The organism is Aeromonas sp. S11(2024) (genome assembly GCF_041402345.1).
Lineage (GTDB): Bacteria > Pseudomonadota > Gammaproteobacteria > Enterobacterales > Aeromonadaceae > Aeromonas > Aeromonas veronii.
In genome coordinates this window covers 1-18,972 of the sequence record NZ_JBGLRC010000038.1, presented here as the reverse complement: position 1 = coordinate 18,972, position 18,972 = coordinate 1, and the positions used below count along the sequence as shown (strand labels likewise).

The 18,972-nt window shown below is 61.3% G+C and carries 16 protein-coding genes and 2 pseudogenes; 11 read left to right on the top strand and 7 right to left on the bottom strand.

Annotation, left to right across the window (positions count from 1 at the left end):
• Positions 1-10: 10 nt before the first annotated feature.
• Genes ACB040_RS19675 through ACB040_RS19660 form a run of 4 tightly spaced genes read left to right on the top strand, consistent with a single transcriptional unit; the run spans position 11 to position 4,264 of the window.
• Positions 11-1,150, top strand: coding sequence for an efflux RND transporter periplasmic adaptor subunit (locus ACB040_RS19675; protein WP_371156163.1), 1,140 nt, complete (start codon positions 11-13; stop codon positions 1,148-1,150).
• The gene (locus tag ACB040_RS19670; protein WP_371156165.1) at positions 1,143-1,850 is read left to right on the top strand and encodes an ABC transporter ATP-binding protein; all 708 of its coding nucleotides are present in this window, start codon (positions 1,143-1,145) and stop codon (positions 1,848-1,850) included. The genes ACB040_RS19675 and ACB040_RS19670 overlap by 8 nt, the downstream gene beginning before the upstream one ends.
• Positions 1,851-3,065, top strand: a complete 1,215-nt coding sequence (locus ACB040_RS19665; RefSeq protein ID WP_371156167.1) for an ABC transporter permease — start codon at positions 1,851-1,853, stop codon at positions 3,063-3,065.
• Positions 3,065-4,264 (top strand): ABC transporter permease, encoded by a 1,200-nt coding sequence (locus ACB040_RS19660; protein WP_371156169.1) that lies wholly within the window; start codon positions 3,065-3,067, stop codon positions 4,262-4,264. The genes ACB040_RS19665 and ACB040_RS19660 overlap by 1 nt, the downstream gene beginning before the upstream one ends.
• A gap of 50 nt (positions 4,265-4,314) precedes the next feature.
• Here the strand turns inward: ACB040_RS19660 and ACB040_RS19655 are convergent, their stop codons facing one another.
• Positions 4,315-6,777, bottom strand: a complete 2,463-nt coding sequence (locus ACB040_RS19655; RefSeq protein WP_371156171.1) for a diguanylate cyclase domain-containing protein — start codon at positions 6,775-6,777, stop codon at positions 4,315-4,317.
• Positions 6,778-7,207: 430 nt separating this feature from the next.
• On the opposite strand from ACB040_RS19655, the gene ACB040_RS19650 reads away from it, so the two are divergent.
• Both ACB040_RS19650 and ACB040_RS19645 read left to right on the top strand, forming a co-directional pair.
• Positions 7,208-8,224: a lipoate--protein ligase A gene (locus ACB040_RS19650; RefSeq protein WP_201942133.1), complete on the top strand. Its 1,017-nt coding sequence runs from the start codon at positions 7,208-7,210 to the stop codon at positions 8,222-8,224.
• 223 nt (positions 8,225-8,447) lie between these two features.
• Positions 8,448-10,142 (top strand): aspartate aminotransferase family protein, encoded by a 1,695-nt coding sequence (locus ACB040_RS19645; RefSeq protein WP_368195408.1) that lies wholly within the window; start codon positions 8,448-8,450, stop codon positions 10,140-10,142.
• Between the two features lie 144 nt (positions 10,143-10,286).
• On the opposite strand, the gene ACB040_RS19640 is transcribed toward ACB040_RS19645, so the two are convergent.
• From ACB040_RS19640 to yiaY, 3 genes are all read right to left on the bottom strand, one after another.
• Positions 10,287-10,916: an NAD(P)H-binding protein gene (locus tag ACB040_RS19640; protein WP_335849305.1), complete on the bottom strand. Its 630-nt coding sequence runs from the start codon at positions 10,914-10,916 to the stop codon at positions 10,287-10,289.
• A gap of 171 nt (positions 10,917-11,087) precedes the next feature.
• Complete coding sequence (bamE, locus tag ACB040_RS19635) at positions 11,088-11,426, bottom strand: outer membrane protein assembly factor BamE (RefSeq protein WP_005337980.1); 339 nt, start codon at positions 11,424-11,426, stop codon at positions 11,088-11,090.
• 137 nt (positions 11,427-11,563) lie between these two features.
• Positions 11,564-12,715 carry an L-threonine dehydrogenase gene (yiaY, locus tag ACB040_RS19630; RefSeq protein ID WP_371156174.1) on the bottom strand — a complete coding sequence of 384 codons (1,152 nt, stop codon included), beginning with the start codon at positions 12,713-12,715 and terminating at the stop codon, positions 11,564-11,566.
• Between the two features lie 382 nt (positions 12,716-13,097).
• Here yiaY and udp point away from each other — a divergent pair, with 382 nt between their 5' ends.
• On the top strand, positions 13,098-13,853 hold the full coding sequence (gene udp / locus ACB040_RS19625) for a uridine phosphorylase (RefSeq protein ID WP_005337975.1): 756 nt from the start codon (positions 13,098-13,100) through the stop codon (positions 13,851-13,853).
• A 154-nt stretch (positions 13,854-14,007) separates the two neighbouring features.
• On the opposite strand, the gene ACB040_RS19620 is transcribed toward udp, so the two are convergent.
• Positions 14,008-14,703 carry an RluA family pseudouridine synthase gene (locus tag ACB040_RS19620; protein WP_371156182.1) on the bottom strand — a complete coding sequence of 232 codons (696 nt, stop codon included), beginning with the start codon at positions 14,701-14,703 and terminating at the stop codon, positions 14,008-14,010.
• Positions 14,704-14,957: 254 nt separating this feature from the next.
• Here ACB040_RS19620 and rihA point away from each other — a divergent pair, with 254 nt between their 5' ends.
• From rihA to ACB040_RS19605, 3 genes and pseudogenes are all read left to right on the top strand, one after another.
• Entirely contained in the window at positions 14,958-15,893 is a 936-nt protein-coding gene (rihA, locus tag ACB040_RS19615) for a pyrimidine-specific ribonucleoside hydrolase RihA (protein ID WP_371156176.1), read from the top strand.
• A 33-nt stretch (positions 15,894-15,926) separates the two neighbouring features.
• Complete coding sequence (locus ACB040_RS19610; protein WP_338774389.1) at positions 15,927-16,412, top strand: hypothetical protein; 486 nt, start codon at positions 15,927-15,929, stop codon at positions 16,410-16,412.
• 61 nt (positions 16,413-16,473) lie between these two features.
• Positions 16,474-16,623: pseudogene (locus ACB040_RS19605) on the top strand (IS3 family transposase); the annotation flags it as partial.
• 2 nt (positions 16,624-16,625) lie between these two features.
• Here ACB040_RS19605 and ACB040_RS19600 read toward each other — a convergent pair.
• Together ACB040_RS19600 and ACB040_RS19595 are read right to left on the bottom strand one after the other, a co-directional pair.
• Positions 16,626-17,615, bottom strand: a complete 990-nt coding sequence (locus ACB040_RS19600) for a DUF481 domain-containing protein (RefSeq protein ID WP_371156178.1) — start codon at positions 17,613-17,615, stop codon at positions 16,626-16,628.
• A gap of 39 nt (positions 17,616-17,654) precedes the next feature.
• Positions 17,655-18,563, bottom strand: a complete 909-nt coding sequence (locus tag ACB040_RS19595; protein WP_371156184.1) for a L,D-transpeptidase family protein — start codon at positions 18,561-18,563, stop codon at positions 17,655-17,657.
• Positions 18,564-18,861: 298 nt separating this feature from the next.
• On the opposite strand from ACB040_RS19595, the pseudogene ACB040_RS19590 reads away from it, so the two are divergent.
• Positions 18,862-18,972 (top strand): annotated as a pseudogene (locus ACB040_RS19590) (IS1595 family transposase); the annotation flags it as partial.

The following is an 18,972-nucleotide window of genomic DNA, read 5'->3' as shown; positions in this document are numbered from 1 at the left end:
AGGATGCGCGATGAAGAGAGGTTGGTTGTGGTGGGGAAGTGGCGCCGTGGTAGCGGTTGCGGCTGTGGCATGGTGGTGGCGACCGCAGCCGACGCCGATCAGGCTGGCAGAGGTCGGGCGGGGGGATGTGCTGGTCACCGTGGTCAACACCCGGGCTGGCACCATCAAGTCGTGTCAGCGGGCCGGACTCAGTCTGCCCGGTGGCGGCGTGGTGGAGCAGATCGCCGTCAAGGCCGGGGAGCGGGTAGCCCGGGGAGATCTGCTGTTGACCCTCTGGAGTGACGATATTCACGCCGATCTCGCCCGGGCCCGCGCCCAGCAGGCGCTCGGCAAGACCCAGCGCGAGGAGCGTTGCAGCGAGGCGGCCTACTACGAGCGGGAGGCCAACCGGCTGGCCACCTTGCTGGCCAAAAACCTCACCTCCCGCACCCTCGCCGAGCAGGCCCAGAATCTGGCCGATACCCGCCGCTATGTCTGTCAGGCATCCCGTCAGCAGGAGCGGGTCGACGAGGCGCAGGTCGCCCTGGTGGAGGCCCGCTTGAGCGAGCGCCGCCTGCTGGCGCCGTTTGCCGGAGTGGTGGCGGAGGTCAACAGCAAGCTGGGCGAATACATGACTCCCTCACCGCCCGGAGTCGCCATGCCTCCGGTTATCGATCTCATCGACGATCGCTGCCTCTATGTCTCAGCCCCCATCGATGAGGTGGATGCCGCCCGCCTCAAGGTGGGCCAGCAGGCTCGGGTGCTGCTCGATGCCATGCCCGGGCGCGATTTTGCCGCCACCGTCACCCGTATCGCCCCCTATGTGAAGGAGTTGGAGAAGCAGGCCCGCACCGTCGAGGTGGAGGCGGCGCTCACGGCCCTGCCCACCGATCTCCCCCTGCTTATCGGCTACAGTGCTGACCTCGAGGTCGAGGTGACCCGCGCCACCGATGTGCTGCGGGTAGCGGCCAGCAGCCGGGCCGACGATGGCAGCGTGCTGCGGCTGGAAGGGGATACGCTGGTGCGGGTGGTGCCCCGTTGGGGCGTGGAGAACTGGAACTGGATTGAGGTGGCCGAGGGGCTCGCTGCCGGTGATCGGCTGGCAGCCCAGCCCGGACAGATTGTCGGGGAGGGCCCTTTCAGCGCCGCCAGGGAACAAACGGATGAGTGATCTCATTCGCCTTGATGCCGTCAGCCGTCGTTTCACTCTGGGGGGGAGCGAAGTGGCTGCCCTCGATCGCGTCTCTCTGCGAGTTGCCGAGGGGGAGTATCTGGCGGTGATGGGCCCCTCGGGCTCCGGCAAATCGACCCTGCTCAATGTGCTGGGGCTGCTGGATCGGCCCGATGAGGGGCGCTACTGGCTGGGAGGGGAGGATACCGCCACCCTGTCAGAACCTGCGTTGGCCCAGCTGCGCGGCCATCGCATCGGTTTTGTGTTCCAGTCGTTTCACCTCATCTCCCGCCTCACCGCCCGTGAAAACGTCGAGCTGCCGCTGATGCTGTGCGGGATCGCCCCCGCCGAGCGCCATCGCCGAAGCCAGCAGTTGCTGGGGGATCTGGGGCTGGAGAACCGGGCCGGACACCGCCCTGCCGAGCTCTCCGGCGGTCAGCGTCAGCGGGTAGCCATCGCCCGGGCCATGGCAATGGCGCCGCGGCTGATCCTGGCCGACGAGCCCACCGGCAATCTCGACTCCCGCTCCGGGGAGGAGGTGATTACCCTGCTGGAGGAGCTCAACCGGGAGCAGAGGATCACGCTGGTGGTGGTGACCCACGATCCGCGCCTCGGGGAACGGGCGGGCAGGCGGATCCTGATGAACGATGGCCGCATCAGCACCGACAGCATTGATAGCACTAATAGCGGCGGGGGCTGAATGCGGCGCCCCGATGTGATCCGCTTTGCCGCCGTGGCCTTGTTGCGTCAGCGTTCACGGGCGCTGGTCTTGATCCTGGCGGTGAGTCTGAGCGTCACCTCGGTGCTGCTGCTCACCGCGCTGGGGGAGGGGGCGAGGCGCTATGTGGCCGACCAGTTCAGTTCCCTTGGCAAGGATCTGCTGGTGATGTTCCCGGGCCGCAAGGAGACCACCGGCGGGCTGCCGCCGGTCACCGGCAACAGTCTGCGGCAGATCACCCTCGATGACATGCACTACCTTGGCCAGCACCAGCCAAACGTGCGGCTGGTGCCGCTGGTGATGGGCTTTGCCGAGGCCAAACAGGGGGCGCGGTTGCGTCAGACCATGCTGCTTGGCAGCAGCAACGGGCTGCGCGATACCCACGGGCTGGAGCTGCTCTCCGGCCGCTGGCTGCCGGGGGATGCCGCAGAGGACAGGCCGGCCGTCCTGCTCGGGGCCAAGGTGGCCCGTGAGCTGTTCGGTCAGGTCGATCCGGTCGGACAGTGGCTGCGTTTTGACAATCGCCGCTTTCGGGTGGTGGGGGTCTTCACCAGCCAGAGCAGCAATCTGGGGATGGATATGGCCGAGGCGGCGCTGATCCCGGTGGGTAGCGCCATGCGGCTGTTCAACACCGAGGGGCTGTTTCGGCTGTTGATCCAGCCGCTGGCGGGGCAAGCCGTGCCCCCGCTGGTCAAGCGACTGGATCAGCTGATGCAATCGCGCCACGGGGTGCTCGATGTGACAGTGGTGCGCCGCGACGCCATGCTGGCCACCTTCTCTACCATTCTCTCGACTCTCACCCTGGCCGTTGCCGGTATCGGCGCCATCAGCCTGCTGGTCTCCGGCATCATGATGATGAATCTGGCGCTGATCAGCACCCGCCAGCGCACTGGCGAGATCGGCCTGCTCAAGGCGCTGGGGGCCGACAGTCGCCAGATCCGCCAGCTGTTTTTGTGGGAGGCGCTGCTGCTGAGCGGCAGTGGCGCGCTGTTTGGCACTGTGTTGGGCTATGCCCTGGTGGCCCTCGCCGGAGTGATTTGGCCCGGATTTCCGGCGGCGGTCCCTCTGCTCGCTACTTTCTGCACCATACCGGCGGCCCTGCTGACCGGGCTGTTTTTTAGCTGGCTGCCCGCCTCCCGTGCGGCTCGGCAAGATCCGGTCAGCAGCCTGCGCAGCGGGCAGTGGAGCGGTGGCTGATGCGTGCCGCTGATCTGCTTTTCTGGCTCTGGCGCGCTTTGTTGGCGGGGCGCAGTCGTAGCCTGCTGTCGGCGCTCGGCATTGCCATCGGGATCGCCTCGGTGACCCTGCTCACCGGCATCGGCGAGGGGCTCAGGCTCTATCTGCTCGACAGCTTCTCCCAATTTGGCTCCCGGCTGATCGCCGTGACCCCGGGCAAGACCGAAACCGCAGGCGGCCCGCCCGGCATCCTCTCCAGCAGCCGTCCCCTGCTGCTGGAGGATGCCGATGCCCTCGCCAGATTGGCAGGGGTAGAGGCGGCGCTCCCTGTGGTGCAGGGGCAGGGGGAGGTGCGCAGCCGCGGATTGACTCGCAGCACCGCCATTTTGGGCACAGGTCCGGCGGCGCTCTCCGGCTGGCGACTCACCCTGGTGCAGGGGCGTTTTCTGCCTGCGGATGACAGTGCCATGCCCCGCGCCTATGCGGTGCTGGGTGCCAAGGTGGCGGCTGAGCTGTTTCCTAGTGGCGATGCGCCTGGGAGTCTGCTGCGCGCCGGTGATCGCCGTTTTCGGGTGGCCGGGGTGCTGGCGCCCAAAGGGCAATTTCTCGGCTTTGATCTGGACGACATGATCTATCTGCCCGCCGCCCACGCCCAGGCGCTGTTCAACAAGGAGGGGCTGCAGGAGATCGACGTCATCTATCGCGCCGGGCAGGCGGAGGCCGAGGTCACCGCCCAGATCAGGCGGGTGCTGATCGCCCGCCACGGCGCCGAGGATTTCACCCTCACCTCCCAGCAGGATATGCTGACCAGCCTCGACAAGATCCTCTCCATCATCAAGCTGGCGGTTGGCGGGCTCGGCATTATCTCGCTGCTGATCGGGGCGGTCGGCATCTTCAGTATCATGAGCATCGCCCAGCAGGAGCGGATCCCCGAAGTGGGCTTGCTGATGGCGCTGGGCTGCCCACGGCGGCGCATTCTATTGCTGTTCCTGCTCGAAGCCGTAGTGCTGGCGCTGCTGGGCGGAGCCATGGGGCTGGCCCTGCTCGGCGGGCTAAAACTGCTGCTCACCCTGCTGGCGGCCGGCTTGCCGCTTACCCTCCATCCTCTCTATCTGCTGCTGGCGCTCGGTTGCAGCGCCCTGGTTGGCCTGCTGGCCGGGGTCGCTCCTGCGCTGCGGGCAGTGCGTCTCGACCCAGTAGTTGCCCTGCGGGGTGACTAGGTCTCCCCTTCCGAAAGAGGAGCGTTACGCTCGGGTTTGAACAGGGGGGACTAGGTGACCACCTCCGCAACCGGCAGGCTGCGCTCAGATCTGAACAGGGGGAAGTAGCGGCGATCCGCCTGACTCATGTGGCCGACTACCAGCTCCTGAATGATGAAGTTGAGCAGCTCGTCGTTGCCCAGTGTCCCCGCTTTGGCGGCGTGCAGCAGCTGGCCTGCCTTGTTGAGCAGGCGCTGGTGATCCTGACGGTGGCTGACGAGTTCCTCGTAGTCGATCTCCGCCAGCATCTGCTCTTCAAAGGCGAAGTGATGGCGGGCCATGTCGAACAGGCTCTCCAGACTCTCCAGAAACGGGGCCGGATCCTCGTGCTGATCTTTCATCCGCTCCAGCAGCCGGTTGGTCAATACGAAGAGCTGGCGATGCTCGGCATCGATACGGGGGTGACCGCACTCGTGGCCGGGTTGCCACAGCAGCGCACCCTGCTCGGGATCAAGACCTTCGGTATAGAGGCAGACCCGGCCGCGGCCGCGATTCTTCGCCTGATACATGGCCTGATCGGCGTGGTGCATCAGGGTTTTGGCATCCTCCCCGTGTTCGGGATAGAGCGCCAGCCCGATACTGCTGGAGATGAGCAACTCCTGCCCCTCCAGCTGGAACGGATGACGCAGCTGCTGGTGCAGTTTGTCGGCCACCGCCAGCACTTCGTCGCCACTCTCCGGCAGCAAGATAACGAACTCGTCGCCCCCCAGCCGTGCCACCAGATCCTGTTTGCGCACGCAGTGGCTCATCCGCTCGGCCACCATATTGAGCAGAATATCCCCGGTTTCATGGCCGAAGGTGTCGTTGATCGGCTTGAAGTGATCGAGATCGATAAACATCAGCGCCAGCGGACGGGGCGTCTCCTGCTCCATCAGCTCCTTGAGCCGTTGCTGCAGCAAGCGGCGATTGGGCAGCCCGGTGAGGGGATCGTAGAAGGCGAGGCGGCGCATCATCTCCTCCCGCGCTGCCCGCTCGGTGATATCCCGGGTGACCCCGAGGATCGCCTCCGGCTGGGCATTGTGGTTGCCATGGAGGGTGGTGATGGTCTCGGTCGCCACCAGATGGCCATCCTTGTGGCGCAGCTGGGTGCGAATGACCCGGCGGGTCTGGTCATGTTCTCCCCGCTGCCAGGCCTCCAGGGTGGCAGAGATCTCCTCGCGCAGCAGTTGCCTTGAGGCATCCGGCAGCAGCTGTTTGAGGGGCAGGGCAAACAGCTCGGGGGCCTCGTAGCCGCTCAGGGGGGCGATGGCCGGGCTGACGTAGCGAAAGCGCAAGCTGGCGGCATCCATGGTCCAGATCACATCGGCACTGTTCTCCGCCACGAAGCGGTAGTGTTGCTCGCTCTGGGCCAGTTCACGGGTCAGCCGCTGGCGATCCCGCGCCTCCTCGCGCAGGCGCAGATAGAGGTGCAAGAAGATGCCGAGTAGGGTCATCAGGGTAAAGGTGATGAGCATGGCCACCGCCACGCTCTTGTCGAGCAGTTGCCGTTGCTGGCGCAGCCGCTCCTGCGCCGGGTCGTAGATAAAGCGGTCGAGGTTGGGCAATACCGTGAGCATGCCCGCCTCCAGATAGGTTTTGGCGATCTGCAGCCAGCGCTCCTGCTGCATGTAGCCAGGTTCGATAAGGTCGGGCTGCATCAGCTCTCTGGTTTCGCGAGCCTCGAACTCCAGCTGTTCACGGCCAGCCCCGGTCGGGTACTGCTCCATGATGAGGTTGATCATCTCTTCGGGGTGGTCCATCGCATAGCGCCACCCCTTGAGGCTGGCCTGCTGGAAGGCGTAGACCCGATCCTGTCGGGTGATCAGCTCCCGCTCGGAGGTAAACAGGTTGTCGCCGTAGAAGTCGAAGTCGATGGTGCGCGGACTGAAGACCCGATAGGGGATGCCTCTTTGCTGCAGATAGAAGGGTTCGGTAGTGCTGTAGGCGCTGATGGCATCCACCTTGCCCGCCAGCAGTGCCTCTATCCCCTGTTTGTAGGGAAGGGTGACCCAGTCGCGGCTGCGGGTATGGTGGGAAAGGTAGGTCAGCAGCTCGTTGGAGCCCGGCTCCAGCATCAGTCGCTTGTTGGCCAGATCGGCCGGGTTGCGAATATCTGGCCGATCCAGCGTGAGCAGAACCAGCGGCGAGTGCTGCAGCAGGGCGGCGAGCACCACCACCGGACGACCGGCAGCCCGATCCAGCAGCAGATCACTGCCGCTGATGCCAAACTGGGCCTTTCCCGAGATCACCTCGCTGACCACATCGGTGCGGGAGTCCGCTTCGCGCAGGGTGACATGCAGACCGGCCTCCCGATAAAATCCTTTGGCGATAGCCGCGTAGTAACCGGCAAACTGGAACTGGTGTTGCCACGGCAACTGGACGATGACCTGCTCGCCGGCTCGCACGGGGGAAGAGGTCAGGGTCGCGATGACCATACCGACCAGCATTGGCATAAACCAGCTGAGGGGCTGGCGGGGGGCTGCGTTCTCCGTCATACAACGTTTCTCTCGGGAGCGATGTCTAGGCTAGATTCAAGCAATTTTGTGTCACCTGCAAGGGGAGAAAAGGCGTTTGCAATAGGGTATAGGGGGGTTGGAAAGTCATTTTTGTGTCGTTCATCACACGGGATGGATACATGCCGTTTTTTTGCAAGTTATGTGACCAATAAGAGAGTCATATGGCCTATCGAAGTGGTCGCATTCTAGCCACTTTTTCCCGTTTTTATCGTTGTCATTGTGGCTTGACTGCATTTTTTTCGTGGTTGCACGTCAAGCTGTGTCGTTATATCAATAGATACTTTTATGGGGCGGTCAGGTGTGACGCAAATGTGTCGCGGCTGCTGCGCACCGGTTAATGTGCGACAGCTCAGTGATGGTACCCCGTCAGTGTTATCATGCTGCCCCCAGTTCCGGATAAGGTCTTTTTATGTCCCGCTTGCGTCTGCTTGTCTCCGACTCTCACGATCCCCTGTTCAATCTGGCCGTCGAGGAGTGCATCTTCCGCCAGATGGACCCCGGCCAGCGGGTGCTGTTCCTCTGGCGCAATGCCAATACCGTGGTGATTGGCCGTGCCCAGAACCCGTGGAAGGAGTGCAATACCCGCCGCATGGAAGAGGACGGGGTGACCCTGGCGCGTCGCAGCAGCGGTGGCGGCGCCGTGTTCCACGACCTTGGCAACAGCTGCTTCACCTTCATGGCGGGCAAGCCGGAGTATGACAAGAGCGTCTCCACCGCCATCGTGCTGGACGGGCTCAAGCGATTGGGGATCGAGGCGTTTGCCTCTGGTCGCAACGATCTGCTGGTGGCCACCCCGGACGGGGAGCGCAAGGTATCGGGGTCGGCCTATCGGGAGACTCTGGATCGCGGTTTTCACCACGGCACCCTGCTGCTGGATGCCGATCTCGGCCGCCTTGCCAACTATCTCAACCCCGACCCCAAGAAGCTGGCGGCCAAGGGGATCACCTCGGTGCGCAGCCGGGTGGCCAATCTGTGCGAACTGCTGCCGGGGATCGACCATCAACAGGTGAGCGAGGCGCTGCAGGAGGCCTTCTTCCACCATTACGGCGCGCGAGTTGAGCCCGAGCATATCTCCCCGGAGCAGATGCCGGATCTGCCGGGCTTTGCCGAGACCTTCGCCCGCCAGCGCAGCTGGGAGTGGAACTATGGCCATGCCCCGGCGTTCAGTCATCTGCTGGAGGAGCGGTTCAGCTGGGGCGGGGTGGAGCTGCACTTTGATGTGGAGAAAGGGGTCATCACCCGGGCGCAGCTCTTTAGCGATACTCTGGAGCCGGCCCCGTTTGATCTGCTGGCGGCCGAACTGGCGGGTTGCGGCTATCGGCCGGACGCTGTTGCCGCGCGCCTGCAGCCCTGGCTGGCGGCCTTCCCGCAGCAGCAGAGCGAGCTGGCGGAGTTTGCCGAGTGGCTGTTGGCCTCCCTGCGTTGAGGTGGACGCTGCGCTGATGGTGGTCTGGTAGTGAGGGCGCTGTCAGCCAGGATGGGAGCAAGATCACGAAATATAAAGAGGCGCCTCAAAGGCGCCTTTTTGCCAGCCCTTGTGATGGCTGATACATGACAAAAAGTAGGGTAGGCCATTAGATATTGTCACTGTCGGCCCCGCTGGTACAGGGGTATAACGGCCGCACATTTGCTGTACTAATGGTATAAAAATGAGTGACTTAGTTTATCTGCAAGACGAAAGCGTCAATGCCGTCCATCCCGATTTCTCCGCCCGTTTCGCCACCGTCAAAGCCAACTTTTTCTCGCGCAATCCCGATCTCTGGCCCGTTTTTCGCGAACCCGGATTTGCCACCCTCAACGAATTTCGGGCCCGTGGCCTGGCTCCCGATGCCCGTTTGAATGCCTGGCCTGATGGCCGCGCCCGCCTGGCCGATCTCTGCGAGACCATGCCGGTGCCCGCCACCATGCGCACCCCGGGCGAGCCGATGGCCGAGCTGCTGTTTGCCGCCGCTCTATCGAAGGATTGGGAGAACCCCTCCAGCGTCGAGAACGTCATCACTATGTCAGCGGATCCCGCCATCTACGGCGCCCAGCTGGGCATTCTGGCCAACCCCAATCTGGTCTACTCCGAATACGCCGGAGTGGCCGAGGAGCTGGAGAAGAAGGTGGTGCGCCAGATTGCGCTGCTGGCAGGCTATGACCCCGAGCGGGCCACCGGCATCTTCACCCAGGGAGGGACCTTCTGTAACCTCTATGGCTACTTGCTCGGCATTCGCAAAACCTTGCCGGAGGCCAAGCACAAGGGGCTCGGCCACTATCAGGATTACCGCATCATCAACTCCCAGGGCGGTCACTACTCCAATATCACCAACCTCTCCCTGCTCGGGGTCGATATCGAGAACAAGACCATCCGGATTCAGGTCGGCGAGAACAACGACATCGATCTCGACCACCTCGAGCGGACCCTGACCGCCTGTTTTGCCCTGAAACACGTGGTGCCCACCATCATGCTCACCATGGGCACCACCGACACCTTCGGGGTGGATCAGGTGAAACCCGTGTTCGAGCTGCGCAATCGCCTCTGCGAGCAGTTCGAGGTGGCGGTCAAGCCCCATATCCACGTCGATGCCGCCATCGGCTGGTCGATGATCTTCTTCCTGGGTTACGACTTTGCCGCCAACCCGCTCGCCATCAACAGCGCCACCCTGGCGGGGATCGAGCGCAACGTGGCGCGCTTTGCCGAGCTGAAATATGCCGACTCCTTTACCGTCGACTTCCAGAAGTGGGGGTATGTGCCCTACACCTCCAGTCTGGTGATGATCAAGGAGCAGGATGATCTCAAAGCGATGGAGAATGACCCTGAGAACTTCTCCTACTTCGAGCGGGACATTCAGGGCCAGACCCACCTGCAATCCACCATCGAGTGCTCCCGCGGCGCGAGCGGCCTGTTCGGTGCCTATGCGGCGCTCAACTATATGGGGGTGGAGGGGTATCGCACCGTGCTGGCCCACTGCCTGCAAAATGCCAACTACTTCCGCTATCGCCTGAGTCAGCTTGGCAACGTCAAGCTGGTGGCGCAGGAGAATCAGGGGCCGAGCGTCGGCTTCAAGATCTACAACCCCGAGTGGGTGAGCGATCCGGAAGCCGAATTCGCCTTCGAGCTGGCCCGCTCCAGCGACCCTGCCTACAAGGCGCGGCTGCAGCGTAACACCGACTACCACCGCAGCCTGTTCAAGGGGCGCGGCAAGGTGGGGCTCTACACCAACTGGGTGGAGGCGGTGGCCCACTCCGACTACGACGCCCGCGGCAAGTACTCCTACATCGCCGGGGAAAAAGCAGTCTTTATGAACCCCGCCTGCACTCGCGAGCAGATCGACGCCTTTATCGACCATATTCGCGGTTGACGGATGTGGCCCTGACAGCCGAGCGTGGCCTGTGATGGCAAGAGTCGGTCAGGGTACCTCGCCAACAGATAAACAAAGGGCAAGCCAATTGGCTTGCCCTGCCGTTTTTGCTGCATAGAGCTTAAGCAGTGGGGAAGGCCGGGTTCAGAGGGCCAGCAGTTGCTCGTTTTCGACAATTTCGCACCCGGCGGGCAGTTTCGAGAGGGCGATCATGGCGCGAGCCACCTGACGGGCCTCGATGGCGCGCCAGCGTGCGAGCTTGCCCACCAGCAGCGGCCGAAACAGCGGGTAGATGGTCTGAAAAATCTGCTCGGAGAGGCGCGGTGGCTGGCGATCCCCCAGCAGCATGGCGGGCCGCACGATGGCGAGCCGTGGCCAGGATTGGGCCAGCAGGGCCTGCTCCATCTCTCCCTTGGTACGCGGATAGAGAGCCGGGGACGATGCGCTGGCCCCCATGCTCGAGACCACGATCAGCCGTTGACAACCGTGGCGGCGGGCCAGCTCGGCAAAGGCGACCACATAGTCGAGATCGACCCGGCGAAACGCCTCGGCAGAGCCCGCTTCCTTGCGGGTGGTACCGAGGGCACAGAAGGCGATATCCACCGGGCGGGAGAGGGTGACGCTGGCCAGATCATCAAAATTGACCGGCAGCCAGTGGTGTGCCTCCTTGCCCGGCTTGCGACAGAGCAGGGTCAGTTCATGTTCGGCAGGCAGTTGCTGCAGCAGTTCGCGACCGATCAGGCCGCTGGCTCCGGCAATCAGGATCCGGCTCATGGGGATTCTCCCTGTGTCATTCGATGGTGTTGATGCCACGGTGGCTGCTCATCAGCATCAGGCAATTTGCGGGCAGCTGCAATGGGGAGAAATGACTCAGTGTTGTCGGGCAGGATGAATTACGCGGGGCTGGATAAAACAAAACCGGCGCGAGGCCGGTTTTGCGGGGTATCAGAGCGGGGTATTGAAGGCAGCTGGCAGCGGGAAGTCACCCGTTACTGTGGTCAGCCTGTCGTTGGCGAAGGTGACAGTGAGCTCTTTGCGCTCCTTGTCGCCGTGGCCCGGCTGGAATTCATAGAGGTAGTACCAGGTGTTGGGGTCAAAGCCGTCACGCAGCATGGGGGTCCCCAGCACATAGCTGACCTGCTCGCGGGTCATCCCCTGGCGCAGTTTGTCGACCTGTTTTTGTTCCACATAGTTGCCCTGGGGAATATCGATACGATAGACCAGGCTGCAACCGGAGAGGGTGAGGGCGGTCAAAGCCGCGGCAATCAGGTGTTTCATCCGCATATCGAGTTCAGATCATCCATACAGTCTTTTTTGGCTCGACAAATCATACCGACTCCCTCCACGGAAGTAAAAAGCCATTGATCCATCAGCCAATAAAAAGGGCCGCACTGCGACCCTTTCTGGCAATCCGGTGGCCTTTACATCGCCGCGCGGAAGATGGCGACGATCTCTTCGAGGCTCGCCTGTTTCGGGTTGGTGAAGCCGCAGGCATCTTTCAGGGCGTTGCTGGCCAGGGTATCGAAGTCATCGGCCTTGACGCCGAGCTGCTCCAGACCGGCCGGGATCTTCACATCCAGCGCCAGCTGCTTGATGGCGGCAATGGCAGCGGCGGCGCCCTGTTCGTCGTTCATGGTGCTCACATCTACACCCATGTAGCGGGCGACATCCTTCAGACGAGCCGCGCTCACCTGGGCGTTGAACGCCTGAACGTGGGGCAGCAGCACGGCGTTGCAGACACCGTGGGGCAGGTCATAGAAACCGCCCAGCTGGTGGGCCATGGCGTGCACGTAGCCGAGGCTTGCATTGTTGAAGGCCATGCCGGCCAGGAACTGGGCGTAGGCCATCTGCTCGCGGGCATGCAGGTCATCGCCGTGGTGAACGGCGGTGCGCAGGTACTTGGCAATCAGCTCGATGGCCATCACGGCGCTGGCATCGGTCACCGGAGTGGCGATGGTGGAGACATAAGCCTCGATGGCGTGGGTCAGGGCATCCATACCGGTGGCGGCGGTGAGACCGGCTGGCTTGGCCAGCATCAGCTCGGGATCGTTGACCGACATCAGCGGGGTAACGTGCTTGTCGATGATGGCCATTTTCACGTGGCGCGCTTCGTCGGTGATGATGCAGAAGCGGGTCATCTCGGAGGCGGTACCGGCGGTGGTGTTGATGGCGATAAGCGGCAACTGTGGCTTGGCGGAGCGATCCACCCCTTCGTAATCCTTGATGCTGCCACTGTTGGCGGCCACCAGCGCGATGCCCTTGGCGCAGTCGTGGGGCGAGCCGCCACCCAGCGAGATGACACAGTCGCAGCCGTTTGCCCTGATCATCGCCAGACCCGCTTCAACGTTGCTGGTGGTGGGGTTGGGTTTGGTCTCATCGAAAACAGCGCTTTCAATGCCATGTTCAGCCAACAGGGTGGTGAGCTTGGCGACCACGCCGATCTGGTTGAGAATTTTGTCGGTGACGATCAGCGCCTTGCGATAGCCGTAGCCCTTGATATCGGCGGCGGCCTCTTGCAGACAGCCGGCACCCATCAGGTTGATTGCGGGAATATAGAATTTGAATGTAGCCATGATGGACTTCCTATAGTTAGCCATTAAGTGGTAGTTGAGAGCTAGGCTACCATCTAGAAAGGGATACAAAAGCATCTTGTTTACAACTTTACGGGGTCGATCACGAGTCGTTAATTAAGCGCTGAACCAGGCTTGACTTTCCTGCATCTGACTCGATTGACAGAAAAACGTTTGTCAATTATTTCATTGAGTTAGCAAACGTTTTGCGCAATGTTTGTCACTGTCAATGCGTGGAAGTGTGAGGCGCTTCAAGGAATTGGAAAGCGCTTTCGACCATAGTTGGCGCCTCCCCGAAGAGGGGGGTAAAGGCTTGAAAGTATCATAAAGAATCATCTTAACTTGTGCCCTGACCATGCTGGCAGGGGGCAACCAGGAGTCCAATATGTCTGATGTATTTCACTTGGGTTTGAAGAAAGCGGATCTGCAAGGCGCCACCCTGGCGATCGTCCCCGGTGACCCCGAGCGCGTGAAGCGTATCGCAGAGCTGTTGGATAACCCGGTGCACCTGGCCAGCCATCGTGAATTCACTACCTGGCGCGGCGAGATGGACGGCAAGGCCGTGATCATCTGCTCTACCGGTATTGGTGGCCCGTCCACCTCCATCGCGGTAGAAGAGCTGGCCCAGCTGGGCATCCGCACCTTCTTGCGCATCGGCACCACCGGCGCCATCCAGCCGCACCTGAATGTGGGTGATGTGATCGTGACCACCGGTTCCGTGCGCCTCGACGGTGCCAGCTTGCACTTCGCACCGATGGAGTTCCCGGCTGTTGCCGACTTCGACTGCACCACCGCACTGGTGAACACAGCCAAAGAGATGGGCTCCAAGCTGCACATCGGTGTGACTGCTTCCTCTGACACCTTCTACCCTGGTCAGGAGCGTTACGACACCGTATCCGGCCGTGTAGTGAGCCGTTTCCAGGGTTCCATGAAAGAGTGGCAAGCCATGGGCGTGCTGAACTATGAGATGGAGTCTGCAACCCTGCTGACCATGTGCTCCAGCCAGGGCCTGCGTGCCGGTATGGTGGCTGGCGTTATCGTCAACCGTACCCAGCAAGAGATCCCGAACGCCGAGACCATGGCGAAGACCGAATCTGATGCCATCAAGATCGTACTGGGCGCTGCCCGCAAGCTGATCTGATAGCACCACAAAGAGTGGGGGGTGGGGGCCGTTGCGAAAGCGCGGCCCCTATCTTTATCCGCTGTTTACTGCTTTTCCTCTCCCGTCACCCCTTTCACCGATCCCGTCGCACTTGCGCTGATTGCTATCTACTGACGGCCTCTACCCATTGCCTCTAAAACGCAGGCGCGCAGCAGGTCTGCATCGGATTTCCGCTCACCGGATGAGTAAAATCCAGCTCGCTGGCATGCAGCATCAGCCGCGGCGCCTGTTCGCAGCCGGGGGGCAGCAGTCCGCCATAGAGATCGCAGCCGAGGATGGGGTGGCCCAGCAGCTGGCTGTGGATGCGCAGTTGATGGGTGCGGCCGGTTTCCGGCACCAGTCGTACCCGGGTCAAAGGCACGGTCTGCCCCTGTATCTGCTGCGCCAGCCGCTCAATCACCTGATAGCGGGAGCGGGCGGGTTTGCCGCTGGCGGCGCAGATCTTCATCAGCGGAAAGAGGGCCGGATCCTTGGCGATGGGGGCATCGATAAGCCCTTCATCACTAGCCAGATGACCGCACAGCAGGGCGCTGTAGGCCTTGCTCACCGCCCGCTGGCTGAACTGCTGGCAGAGCAGGGCATTGATGGTCTTGTTTCTGGCGACCACCATGATGCCAGAAGTGCCAAAATCGAGGCGATGCACCAGGGTACAGCCGGGGTAATCCTGCACCAGGCGATAGTGAACCGAGTCGAGGTTCTGCGGATTTTTGCCCGAGAGGCTCAGCAGGCCGCTCGGCTTGTTGATGAGCAGCAGATTCTCATCTTCGAACAAGATCTCGATGGCTGCATTGCAGGGCGGGGCGATAAAGGTGTCGACGATAACGGACATAGGGGGCACGGGCAGAAAACGGGGTGCGATCATACCCGAACCGGCGCGGCCGGGCGAATGGGTGGTGCGCAGCCTCGGAAAATGAACGGATGACGCCATGCAACCTTTTGATAATGAGCCGCTTTGACCGCTGCGATGTGCAGTGCAAACCGTTCTGGTCAGCAACAAGGCCCCGTTTTGTGACCCCCTCCCGAGTTCATCCGAAGCTTGCTTGTTAAGGTATGGCTCCCTGTTATGTTGTAAGGACTCATCCCATGGCACTGCCCGTTATTCTCGATTGTGATCCCGGCCACGACGACGCCATCGCCCTCATTCTGGCGCTGGCCAGCCCTGAACTGAAGGTGCTGGCGGTAACCACCAGTGCGGGCAACCAGACGCCGGACAAGACCCTCAACAATGCCCTGCGCATCCTCACCTTGCTGGGGCGGGACGATATTCCGGTGGCGGCCGGGGCGCCGAAACCGCTGGCCCGCGAGTTGATTATCGCCGACAACGTCCATGGCGAATCGGGCCTCGATGGCCCCAAGTTGCCGGATCCCGCCTTTGCGCCGCAGGCCATGACGGGGATCGAGCTGATGGCCAAATGTCTGCGAGAGAGCCCGGAGCCGGTTACCTTGGTGCCGACCGGCCCGCTCACCAATATCGCCCTGTTGCTGGCGGCTCACCCGGAGCTAAAGGACAAGATCGCCCGCATCGTGCTGATGGGGGGCGCCGCAGGGGCCGGCAACTGGACCCCAGCCGCGGAATTCAATATTTATGTGGACCCGGAAGCTGCCAATATGGTGTTCAAGTCGGGCATCCCAATTACCATGTGTGGCCTTGATGTGACCCATGAGGCGCAAGTGATGGATGAGGATATCGAGCGGGTGCGCGCCATCACCAATCCGGTGGCCCAGTGCGTGGCCGAGCTGCTCGACTTTTTCATGATCTACCATCGGGATCCCAAGTGGGGATTTGCTGGTGCACCGCTCCACGACCCCTGTACCATTGCCTGGTTGCTGGCTCCCGAGCTGTTCCACGGGGTCGAGTGCCGGGTCGATATCGAGACCCGGGGTGAGCATACCGTGGGGATGACGGTGGTGGATCGTTATGGTCTGACCGGTAAGCCAGCCAATGCGCTGGTATTGTTGGGGCTGGATCGTCCGGGCTTTATCGATCTGCTGGTGACGCGGCTGCGGGCGTTTGACTGAGCGCCGGTTCATTTTTGCAAGAAGGGGCGGGGAATGTGGAAGAGAGGCTTGGTGCTGCTGGCCGGGTTGCAACTGATGGGCTGTGCGACGCCATTCGAGCGGATGTGGCAGGGGCTGGCGACCTGTGAATTTACCGATCTCTATGTGGATGAGACGGGCAGGCCCGCCAATCTACAACTGGCCAACTACACCCCCTACAAGGTGAGCGACGGCTTTGCCTGGTACAAGGTGCACGAGGAGCTGCACGGCTTGCCGGTGGTCGGTTTTATCGTGCCGGCCTCCAGCTTTGAAGTGCACGCCCTCTTTGTTGATACCCCCATCGCCAATGCCCGCCGCTTGACCCACAACGCCTACGGCAGCGAGTTTGGCGACGAGCAGAAGCATGACGAGGGCTCAGCCCCTCTGCTTTTGCGCGATCCCAACAACCCCAAGCGCTCCATCATCGACTGCACCCGCGGTGAGTCCGACGGGGAGCAGGAAGATTCGGCCATGCCAGCCATGGCTGAGGTAGGCTTTTAGTGTTCGTGTGTCCCGTCCTGAGTATGGTTTGCACTTTTTCCCCCAATAAATCGAGAGCTCGATGGGACAAGGTGTGAAACGGACACAGCGCGATTACTCGCTGACTTTGAAACTGGCGTTGGTCGAGCAGATTGAAAAAGGCGAGCTAACCTGCCAACAAGCACAATCTCGATATAGCATTCAGGGCAATTCGATCATTCAGGTATGGTTGACTCAGAAACTGGCGCCAAGGCTGAGCAGGTGTCTTAATTCGCTCTCCCGGGGTTCCGGGCTGCCTGTGTCGACAAGGATGTCAGCATCTTCCCAATCCAGCTCACTCGACCAGGAGAGGCGCAGATGGTCGTTGAAGTAGTAGCGCAATCCTATGCTGCCTTTCAGATCCTGATTACGGGTGAAATAGGGGGAGGCTTGTGCCAGATATTTCAGATAGCGCCCCTGGCTGAACAGCTCCATTTTCTCCTGCCAGAGGGAGAAAGGTTGGCGATAATCCCAGTTAAAACCGGCGAAGGGGTAGTCAATGACCCGTTCACCCAGAAAAATCTTGGGAACCTCGCTATCTTCACGGAAGTAGAGTCGGCTTAATCCCCCTTGGGCCATCAGCTCCAGTCGGCGGCGTTTGTCGTTCCAGAAGCGGTAGCCAGGCCCCGAGCCATAGTCCATGTAGAGATAGCGATCTTTATCCAGCATGTCATATTCGGCATCGAGTGAGGTACGCAAGAACCACTGCTGGTTGAAGAAGTAGTCCAGCGTAGGGTTGAGCTGATAATCATGGCTGTCGGTGACGTTGTCAGCGGTCTCATAGGTATATTCACCGGAGAAGCTGTAACGCCAGTCCAGATTGGCCAGCTCGCTTTTCCACTTGAGGTTGACGTTGTTGGTCTGCTTGTCATTCTGTTTGAGTTTGACATTGAGATCGCCGCTGCCGGTCCATAGCCAGGCGTTGCGTTCATCCTGGTCATCCTCGAACAGCTTGAGCCCACTCTTTGCCGTTGCCTTGGGTTTGTCCTCTTTATCGATGCGCCAGCGTTTGATGGCCTCCCGCTGGACGGTGACTGCGCCGCTGTAGGGCAGGGCGATGCGCACCGACTGTTCGGTCACCTCCTCGATGTTGCCGGTCAGACGATCGCCATTGTTTATCCAGAGAATGTCTTTGGCCCACAAGGAGTGACAGGCCAACAGGAGTAGGAGGGGCAGGAATTTCATGAGGTAAGGTGACTCCGGTGTGACTCGGGCGCTGGTGACTTAGCCACTGACAAGTTGGCTGCTGATGGGGCGGGGCAGGCCATTTTTGCTCTCCAGCGCCGCCGTCACCTCATCCTGCATCACATCAGGTGCGCTGATAAAGCTTTCTACGGCCGGTGATAGCATCAGCGGGGCGCCATTTTCAAGCTCCTCTTCGGTGCGGGAGAGCGGGGAGTGTACCTCCAGCCAGCGGCGACCATCCGGTTCGATGGCTACCTTGACCGGTTGATTAATGACCCGCACCGGCGTGCCGATCGGCACAATCTTGAACAGGGCCTCGATATCGTCAGGTCGCAGCCGGATGCAGCCTGCACTTACCCGCAGGCCAACGCCAAAATCCTTGTTGGTGCCGTGGATCAGGTAGTCGCGTTTGCCATAACCAAGGCGCATGGCGAACTTGCCGAGGGGATTCTCCGGGCCGGGGGGCACCACGGCGGGCAGGGTGATCCCTTTTTGCTCCAGCCAGGATTTGCGCACCATGGGACCGGGTACCCAGGTCGGGTTGGGATTTTTCTCGATGACGGTGGTGGTCATCTCCGGAGTCTCGCGGCCGATATCACCAATCCCGATGGGCAGCACGATGACCTCCTTCTTCCCTTTGGGGAAGTAGTAGAGGCGCAGTTCGGGCAGATTGATGACGATCCCCTCGCGCGGCACATCAGGCAACAGCATCTGGGTGGGCAGCGTCAAGCGGGTTCCCGGCTTGGGTAAATAGGGGTCTACACCCGGATTTGCTTCAAGCAGCGCCAAAAATCCAATTTGCGTATTTTTTCCAACCAGTTCCAGATGTTCATTCTGCTGGATGATGTAATCCTCCAGCTCACCGATGAGGCGACTCCCGGCAGCTGGCAGCGGGTAGCGTTTGGCCTCTGCCGGCGCCGCGCAGAGCAGGATCGCTGCCAGCAGCATGGAAAGGGCGGGCGTTAAGGGTAGGGGCTTGAGTTTCGGCAATCGCATAAGAAGATCCATCAGTTCAATCGGGGCGGAACATCATCAATACAGCCGCCAGAATGGCGCGATTGTTCCTCAATCAGCCCATGATTACCAGCTTGCTGCCCACCCGCAATGATGTGGGGATACATAGGAAACCGGCCAAAATCGGCATCACCCATAAATTTGAGCGCCAAGCAGGAAAAAAAGGGCTCTGTCCCAATTACGTGTTGAAAGGCTAATCTTGAAGTAGGCCATCACCTTGAGGTCTACCAATATGGATACCCCAGCCTTTCAACACCTGTTGTCCCTTTTTCCCCAGTTAACCCTGCGCCAGCGCCGTGTTGCTCAGCAGGAGCTTGCACCCCACACCATTACCTCGCTCAAT

Excerpts from the sequence above, each read along its gene's own strand:
- ACB040_RS19655 (WP_371156171.1), bottom strand. The coding sequence starts at position 6,777 with ATGACGGAGAACGCAGCCCCCCGCCAGCCCCTCAGCTGGTTTATGCCA.
- ACB040_RS19675 (WP_371156163.1), top strand. The coding sequence starts at position 11 with ATGAAGAGAGGTTGGTTGTGGTGGGGAAGTGGCGCCGTGGTAGCGGTT.
- ACB040_RS19650 (WP_201942133.1), top strand. The coding sequence starts at position 7,208 with ATGTCCCGCTTGCGTCTGCTTGTCTCCGACTCTCACGATCCCCTGTTC.
- ACB040_RS19645 (WP_368195408.1), top strand. The coding sequence starts at position 8,448 with ATGAGTGACTTAGTTTATCTGCAAGACGAAAGCGTCAATGCCGTCCAT.
- ACB040_RS19670 (WP_371156165.1), top strand. The coding sequence starts at position 1,143 with ATGAGTGATCTCATTCGCCTTGATGCCGTCAGCCGTCGTTTCACTCTG.
- ACB040_RS19665 (WP_371156167.1), top strand. The coding sequence starts at position 1,851 with ATGCGGCGCCCCGATGTGATCCGCTTTGCCGCCGTGGCCTTGTTGCGT.
- bamE (WP_005337980.1), bottom strand. The coding sequence starts at position 11,426 with ATGCGGATGAAACACCTGATTGCCGCGGCTTTGACCGCCCTCACCCTC.
- rihA (WP_371156176.1), top strand. The coding sequence starts at position 14,958 with ATGGCACTGCCCGTTATTCTCGATTGTGATCCCGGCCACGACGACGCC.
- ACB040_RS19600 (WP_371156178.1), bottom strand. The coding sequence starts at position 17,615 with ATGAAATTCCTGCCCCTCCTACTCCTGTTGGCCTGTCACTCCTTGTGG.
- ACB040_RS19610 (WP_338774389.1), top strand. The coding sequence starts at position 15,927 with ATGTGGAAGAGAGGCTTGGTGCTGCTGGCCGGGTTGCAACTGATGGGC.
- ACB040_RS19660 (WP_371156169.1), top strand. The coding sequence starts at position 3,065 with ATGCGTGCCGCTGATCTGCTTTTCTGGCTCTGGCGCGCTTTGTTGGCG.
- udp (WP_005337975.1), top strand. The coding sequence starts at position 13,098 with ATGTCTGATGTATTTCACTTGGGTTTGAAGAAAGCGGATCTGCAAGGC.
- ACB040_RS19640 (WP_335849305.1), bottom strand. The coding sequence starts at position 10,916 with ATGAGCCGGATCCTGATTGCCGGAGCCAGCGGCCTGATCGGTCGCGAA.
- ACB040_RS19595 (WP_371156184.1), bottom strand. The coding sequence starts at position 18,563 with ATGCTGCTGGCAGCGATCCTGCTCTGCGCGGCGCCGGCAGAGGCCAAA.
- yiaY (WP_371156174.1), bottom strand. The coding sequence starts at position 12,715 with ATGGCTACATTCAAATTCTATATTCCCGCAATCAACCTGATGGGTGCC.
- ACB040_RS19620 (WP_371156182.1), bottom strand. The coding sequence starts at position 14,703 with ATGTCCGTTATCGTCGACACCTTTATCGCCCCGCCCTGCAATGCAGCC.